The sequence below is a fragment of the Paenochrobactrum gallinarii genome (assembly GCF_014205685.1).
In the GTDB taxonomy this organism is placed as follows: Bacteria; Pseudomonadota; Alphaproteobacteria; order Rhizobiales; family Rhizobiaceae; genus Paenochrobactrum; species Paenochrobactrum gallinarii.
Genome location: NZ_JACIIU010000041.1, coordinates 1 through 7,392, shown reverse-complemented (window position 1 = coordinate 7,392; position 7,392 = coordinate 1). Strand labels below are relative to the sequence as shown.

The 7,392-nt window shown below is 45.2% G+C and carries 6 protein-coding genes; 3 read left to right on the top strand and 3 right to left on the bottom strand.

The features are described from left to right. The 3 genes from FHS77_RS15225 to FHS77_RS15215 form a co-directional block, all read left to right on the top strand. Positions 1-828, top strand: an 828-nt coding sequence (locus FHS77_RS15225; protein WP_184224782.1) for a hypothetical protein, incomplete at its 5' end; no start/stop codon positions are given. Next, on the top strand, positions 825-1,400 hold the full coding sequence (locus tag FHS77_RS15220) for a hypothetical protein (RefSeq protein ID WP_184224781.1): 576 nt from the start codon (positions 825-827) through the stop codon (positions 1,398-1,400). The genes FHS77_RS15225 and FHS77_RS15220, both read left to right, overlap by 4 nt. A 17-nt stretch (positions 1,401-1,417) precedes the next feature. Then, positions 1,418-2,566: a COG3904 family protein gene (locus FHS77_RS15215; RefSeq protein ID WP_184224780.1), complete on the top strand. Its 1,149-nt coding sequence runs from the start codon at positions 1,418-1,420 to the stop codon at positions 2,564-2,566. Between the two features lie 1,094 nt (positions 2,567-3,660). On the opposite strand, the gene FHS77_RS15210 is transcribed toward FHS77_RS15215, so the two are convergent. From FHS77_RS15210 to FHS77_RS15200, 3 genes are all read right to left on the bottom strand, one after another. After that, entirely contained in the window at positions 3,661-4,167 is a 507-nt protein-coding gene (locus FHS77_RS15210; protein WP_184224779.1) for a hypothetical protein, read from the bottom strand. Between the two features lie 1,020 nt (positions 4,168-5,187). Continuing rightward, the gene (locus FHS77_RS15205; protein ID WP_343061032.1) at positions 5,188-7,062 is read right to left on the bottom strand and encodes a sensor histidine kinase; all 1,875 of its coding nucleotides are present in this window, start codon (positions 7,060-7,062) and stop codon (positions 5,188-5,190) included. Beyond that, complete coding sequence (locus tag FHS77_RS15200) at positions 7,059-7,262, bottom strand: response regulator transcription factor (RefSeq protein WP_210307165.1); 204 nt, start codon at positions 7,260-7,262, stop codon at positions 7,059-7,061. The genes FHS77_RS15205 and FHS77_RS15200 overlap by 4 nt, the downstream gene beginning before the upstream one ends. Between the last annotated feature and the right edge of the window lie 130 nt (positions 7,263-7,392).

Sequence of the window (7,392 nt, the reverse complement as noted above, 5' to 3'; positions counted from 1 at the left end):
ATTTTATGCCGAAGCGGGCAAAGCAAAAGTTTTGACTGCCAGCCGGAAACCCATTCCGTCAATCACGAAAGACGTGGGCTATTCATTGCGCTCACCATCAATCTTGTAATGGTGCTTCCGGTCTACTGCATTTTTGCTCTGGCTTTGACGGATGCACTGTCGCCGCTACGTGTTGCCGTACAACAGCAAGTAAGCATGGCCTTGGCTGGAGATACCCGCTTTACCGAGAATAGTGTCAAGCAGCTGATGAAATGGGGGCACCCCGGTGCTGATGCACTCAAAGAGTTAAGAGAAGCTGCCGTTGAAAAGCCCGATCTTGGAAAACTCCTCGGCACGTTGCTTCCTGAAAAATCCAAACCGCTATCCGTACCGGAACAAGTCATCACGCCTGAGCAAGGACTAAAACTACGTAATCAGCTTATTGAACAGGCGGTTTTTGTGCCGGACAATCAGGAAATCCGGCAGATTACCCGCAATGCTTTTACACTAATGCCTGATTATTTGTTTCAGAATTATGCGAGCCTATGCGCAGTAACGGATGAGACCAAAGGCTGCACCATCTATCTGGCCGATTTTCTTCCCCAAGCCACGGGCGATACGATCCTGATTGATAGCGGCAAAGCGGATCCGTTGCGTTTTCAGGCTTTACAGGTCAATGGAACAAATTCTGCGTCGCTTCAAACCTTTGTTCATGGCGAAATCACCCATGAAGATAAAGGCGGCGCAATGATTGCTGTCGCGGGATGCGACGTCAATGCTATGCAATTTGGCAAGGCACTTGTGTTGGCTCTCGATAGATTTGATAAGAAAAAGGCATGCCAATTATGAGCAATAGATTCACCTTTAAAATTTTGTCAGGTCTGATGCTCGTTGCAGCCTTAAGCCTGTCGCAGCCATTATCTGCAAAGGCGGATGCAGCAGAAGGCGATCTGGAAGGCGCCAAACTCAGCGAATTGCTCGATCAATCCGGCATTCAATGCAGTGATGATAAGGGGCTCAGCTGTACTGCAGGAAATTACGAAGTAACCATTCATAGCGATTGTGCAGTTGCACCTTATTATGGCGCTGTTTATGGCCAGCCAGCTAAGCTCACCGCACGCGCTGGCGGCAGCGGTCAGGATCTCGTCGCCACTCTGGCCGAGGATCAACTCATTTGCATCAAGGCCACGGCCAAAAGCGGTATTTCAGATGTTGAATATTTCATCATGGCAATGCCGGTTGATAGATTTGGCAAATGCGACGGAGTGGATGTTTTATGCCGCGTCTCTGCCCCATTGCCGGAGCCTTACCGCACGACTATGGAAAATTGTAAGCAGCTTAAAAACGGTGAAATTGCATCTTGTCCGCAAGGCTGGGTACAGGCAGATGCGATCGAGCCTTATCCGAACGGATTGGAATAATAGGGGGCACGAGATTCATGTTCAATTACAAGTCATTATTAGCGAGTGCCTGCCTCGCCTTCTCACTCACCGGCATTGCTGTGGTAAGCGCACAGGCACCACAACAGCAAGAAGCAAATTTCGAACGCTACGGGCCGTTCTTTTTCTTTCCGGACAAGCCTGATCTTCTCATTTATACTGGTCAGGTTGGTGCGAATGACCTGCTCAACCTTAAAAAAGCATTGCGCGAGAACCCTGCTGTCAACACGCTTATTTTGAGCAATAATCCCGGTGGTCTGGTTCATATCGGGCTGGTTATCGCGGAAGAAGTCTATGAGCGCGGCATGAATACTTACATTCCGCCGGATTCCTATTGCGCTTCGGCCTGCTCTTTTGTGTTCTTTGCCGGCAAAAACCGTGTTGCCGATGGCCGTCTTGGCGTTCACCAGATTTCCGCACCGGAACTCAGCGGCGAGCAAGCGCAATTTGGTGTCTCCGATATTGTCGCGACCTTGCCCAAATATGGCGTATCAGCCGATGTGCTGGGCATTATGTTCAGCACACCAGCCAAGGATATGTATTATTTCAGCCCGCAGGAAGTGGTTAAATACGGCATCAACCGCACCGGTGAAACCCAAGTTGCCTCAGTGCAACCGGTGCAACCCAATAGCGGAAATGATACTCTGCCGCGTCATAACAATCCGGCCAGTCCGGCTCAGGCACCGCAACAAGCCGCCCGCCCTAGTGATGCAAGCGCAAATCCTCAGCAGCAGCACAATGAGCCAAGCGCCATACCGGCAATGAGTGATGAAGATAAGGCCATGAATGTTGCTGCCCTCATGATCCAGACCGGCAGTTCCAATAATGATGATGCCATGGCATTCGTGAATGAATATTACGCTGATACAGTCGATTACTTCAAGAAACGTCGTCCTAAGCAAGAAATTCTACAGGATAAAAACAGCTATTTTAGCCGCTGGCCGGTCAGACGTTTTGTCGTTGATGAAAGCTCGCTGAAAGCTAAATGTGAAAATGGCCTTTGTGCAGTCTATGGTCTTTATGATTACACTGTGTCCAGTCCCGACCGCAACAAACAATCCAGCGGAACCTCGAATTTCACTTATGTACTCGACCTGCAAGACAACTACCGCATCGTCCATGAAGATAGCGAAGTGGTTAAGCGTTAAGGTTTTCCGCCATATTCTGATGTGCCAGAAAGTAGACTATCTGCCTTCTGGCACATCCGCATCTTAAGTAAAATGACCATACGCCACTTATTTAAGACACCGACACTGACCACCTCATGGAATTCAAGTTTTGGCAAGACCAGACCAAAATCATCCGCAATTTGTTACAATCCAAGCGTGATATCCTGACAGGCAAACGCAAAATCTTCTATTTTCAGCCATAAACGCAGCGAACTATCGCAATATTGCAACGCCCGATAATCAAGTATGGATAACCGTGCTGTAGTCATGACTTGCCGGATCGCGTCAGCCGGGATCAGGCGGCGCTTACCATTTTTCCTCTACCAATACAGCAGATCATCAAGACGGTAGAAGATAAACGGCAAGGTTTCGCGTACACAAACCACTTTCAGCGCATATATGCTTAGTGTTCTAATTCGCTATAATTCACTATTGAATAGTCTGCCATCTTTGCGTGTCACGCTCACAATTTTGGCTGCTTGGGCTCTCTGGAAAAAATATTGCCCCTTACGCAATCTTATAAGCACCGTTTAGAGCATAACGATTGCAGTTTCCATTTTTCAAATTTATCGCCATCAATTTATCAATGCTCTAGGCGGAACTATTCTCAACTGTTTGGCTGGTTGGCTGGCGCAAGCTTTGTTCGATACAAAGGCTGAATAATGCAACTGAAACACTATATAAAAGTGTTGAAAAACGCTATTTTTGCGTAGGGCAAAGCCTATATGAACGCAGTTTCAAGCCATCGTCGAAATGAAACCTGTCCGACGCAAGTATTTTAAGCTTTGCTTCATTCAAAAATTCTGCACGTAGTTCAGGTTGCTCGCATTTTGCTTTCAATGAATATTCATCGCCACCAATTAATTTTGCTCTGAAAATTCACATTGAATTTCAGCTATTCTAATCATTTGATTGCTAATTTGTGCCGCGTTTTTATTGCCAACCGTTTCACGAGATGTGTCTTCAAGATTATAGCGCCAGTCTGCTAAGGGCAGCGGATCATCAGCGAAGCTTGGCAATGTAAAAAAGCATAAGATCAAAAAACTACGTATAATCAAACCCAAAATCAGATATTAATCCCATTTATGTGGCGGCTGCGGTGGCGGCGGAAAGCTTTCTGCCCCCAAAATCGTATAGCGCTCTGCCAACATAGCTAGTTCTTTGCATTCAGAAATTATATTCGGTAAGATTGCGCCACTCCCAGTTTCTTTATCAGCATCCGCATGACAGCGAGCCTGAAGCTGTTTCTTCCACGCAGCATAGTCGCTATCTGTCTTAGCACCAGTCATTTTGATCGCATCACCCAGCAACAATTCCGCCTGAATAGCACGCTGAAATGCACACAGGTTCATATTGCGCTTATTTAATTCACAATCGTCGAGCATAAGTTGCAAATCACTAACCGAAATACCACTTCGGTTTGCAAGCTCGGTTAACACGCGTTTCTCCATGTTTTCCGAAAGGTTTCCGGCCATTACACTTGATGGTAAGAAAATCAGTGCGACGATGTAATATAGTATTTTATGCATGATGTAGTCCTCAATCCCAGCGCCAATACGGAAATATTCGCCCATCAGCATCTTGTTACCACTTGAAACGGCCACATCACAATAAGGCTCTGGAGGACGGCAAGCCGTCTTTGTGTTCTAAAGTAAACGGACCACCAAAATCGTCAATCGTCGCTTTTCGTCATTAGTTAAAGATATCACATACTCAAAGTTGCAAAGCCAAGAGCCTGTCACCAGATTAACCCCACTGGCTTTTACTAAAGGCTAATCCAGTGTTTTGACCTATTTCATAGGTCGCAGAGCGTGCACTTAGGAACATCTGTTGATCTACCCAAAGCGCAGTTTGCAAAGAGGGTAATGGTAGCTTGATCATTGCGTTAAAAGCAGTCGTCATCGCGCAATCAGCTTTTGCCAAGGTCAGCGTCCAGTTTATCAGCGGTATACCAAGGTTGTTTTCCAAAACAGTCTTTCAGCTTTCAAATTTTTCGGCAGCTCGAACATCCAACATGGGCGAGCAAAGCTGCCTTTCGATTATCTTAGGCTTCAACAACCTACGTTTGACGAACATCATCATATACCACCATGCTCGCACCTTTTGGGTTCTCCGCCCCCCAAAACTACGATCATTAAATATTGTATGTGGTTGCGTAGTTCGTTACCCCCGATTTGAACCTGTTTTAGCTAAAGCACTGTTATAACTGATAAAACGAGTTTGCGATGCTTTTCGGGGATTCTCGACAAACAAAAATCATCATCCAATTATTTGAATTAATTGAGTATTTAGAATTTTGTTTGGTTGCGGGGGCACGCAACTACCGATACCGACACTTATTCTCAATTGAAATTTAAGCCTTATCTATTAAAATAAGCACCGAATTGATGTCACACAAATAACTGTCCATTTGTAGAAGACACGTTACTAAAATTTTCAGTGCTACATTAGAAAATATAGCTATTTTACTAGATGTAATAAGCGGAGACGCGCAGCACCCCACTACCGCCACTAAACACACTTAAAAGGTTGCGTTCATAGATAGCTAACCGCTTTATCAGCTAGCTGGTGTATGGAGAGACAAGATAGCTGGCACAACTTTAATGTCCGTGACTATCGGAAATTATATTTGTGGCCATAATCACTTTTACGATGGTTCTTCCTGGCGTTGATGCAATTTCTAATCTGCCACCGACTTTGAGAATTCTTGTTGACATACTTCTCATACCAACACTGATATTAGCTGTTTGTACCGCTAAAACATCAAATCCGATACCGTCATCTTCCAATTCAAGTACGAGTTCATTTGGGCTTTGCTGCTGCAACCGAAAGCACACCTGCTGCGCTCGACTATGCTTTATGAGATTTGTTAATGCCTCCTCAACAACACGTGTGAGTGCCAGACATTGTAATGTGCTGGGTGTACTCCGCCAAGCCGATGGAAATTGCCAGTCGGACTTAATGCCAAGCTCATCAAAAAGAATGCTGAACCGGTGACGTAACGGGGCAATCCATTCCTGCGGCGTAGCTGGAACTTTAGTGCTAGGGCTGGAATTATGATCGATGGTTTGACGCAAATCATCCCGAAGCAATTTCAACATTGAAATGACTTGGGGGCGGTGAACCTGTTCACTGCCTTGTTCAACTTTTGCCATCATATGAACGAGCGTTCCACCGATACCGTCATGAAGATCGTGAGCGATATCCAAACGCTCTCTTAATTTTGCATTTTTTAACTCTAAGAAATGTTCTCGCTCTAGTGTAACGGCTAATTCTGAACGTGCGTTCGCAATGCTCTCGGCTAATTCAACATTAAACTGTTCAATGCGTCTGACATTATGCGCCTGACGCAGCCCCAGTATCCCAGCCAGGCACAATGTGATGACAATATTCGCATATGGCAATATTGGAAATTTTTCCGGATCAGGCCGAAAGAGGAGGAGCGCATCATAAGGAATGGTCATAAAAAGGACTATCAAGCAAATTGAGAACAAAAAATATTCGTTATTGCGCTTACGAAACGTTAACACCGGAAACTGCAAACAGTTAAACAAGAAAAAACCTACCGCGACGAGTACGCTCGATATTTGGATCGCCCCAAGATAATCTTGTGGTGTAAAAGCGAGTGCCACAATGAATACGCTGAAAATTCCCCATAGAAAGCGCTCATAACGCTTTAATACCAACTCACCAAAGCGCAATGTAAACATGCAAAAACATGCAATATTCAGTAATAAGGCAATTGCGTTAACTCTTACGAATGTTACAGAATCCGAAAAAGGCCAAGGCGTGGTCACGAGAACATTAGCTATGAAGACAAGCCAGAACAGAGAAGAAAATGCATACCAACCGTAGTAGGTCTGATCGCGCCGTATGATCCAGATACAAAAAAACAAAATCCCGATAACGCCGGAAACTATTACATTTGCAACATATAAAGTACGTTGCCGCCACCAATAATTGTCATAAATACTTTGGACCTGAGTTGGCTCACCAATGATAACAGAGCCTAGGCCAAGTGCTTGTCCTTTGACACCAACAGTCTTAACCCAAAGTGTATTGATACCTTCAGTCAGCCATGCATCATGCAGAACCCAATAGCGCGGCATACTCCAGCTGCGCGATAATGGTTCCGTCAGGCTCTTATCGCGCCAGAGAAAATGATCATTAACGAAGACCTCTCCTGCCATATTGATTGTCTGTATGAGCAATGCAACAGGATTATGACCTGCTTCAGAACATGTCTGTCGCCAATGAATGCGATACCAAACTTCATCTGAATATTCTGAATGTAGTTGGTTCCAATAATTTGGTAAAGTTACGGCTTCCCACCGTAAATTTTCAGATTTACGTCCATCAGGACCAGCTTTTGCGGCAGAAATATCAATGATCTCTGCGGAACATTGCGCTGAAGTGCTCTCTGCCAAAGCTGGCATAGCAAAAAGGCCAAAACATATAATAAGCAGCCACTTCACTTTAACAAACCACGCTCTCTCGCCGCATGAATAGCACGTGTGCGTGAAGAGACTGCGAGTTTTCGGTAAATATGTTTAATATGGCATTCAACTGTATAGCGCGACAAAGAAAGATGGTCTGCAATATCCTTATTGCCAAGTCCGTCGGCAACCAGCAATAAAATTTGATTTTCGCGTGCCGTCAGTACTTGCTGACACAATGTAAGAGCCCCCGAATTCTCCGGACATTTTCTCACCTTAATTAAGGGTTAGGAGTAATGTTAGGCATATGACTAGTCATAATTCGCATATTGAAATTTTGGGCGGTCCAGAACGTCGCCGTCGCTGGAC

Excerpts from the sequence above, each read along its gene's own strand:
- FHS77_RS15220 (WP_184224781.1), top strand. The coding sequence starts at position 825 with ATGAGCAATAGATTCACCTTTAAAATTTTGTCAGGTCTGATGCTCGTT.
- FHS77_RS15215 (WP_184224780.1), top strand. The coding sequence starts at position 1,418 with ATGTTCAATTACAAGTCATTATTAGCGAGTGCCTGCCTCGCCTTCTCA.
- FHS77_RS15210 (WP_184224779.1), bottom strand. The coding sequence starts at position 4,167 with ATGCTGATGGGCGAATATTTCCGTATTGGCGCTGGGATTGAGGACTAC.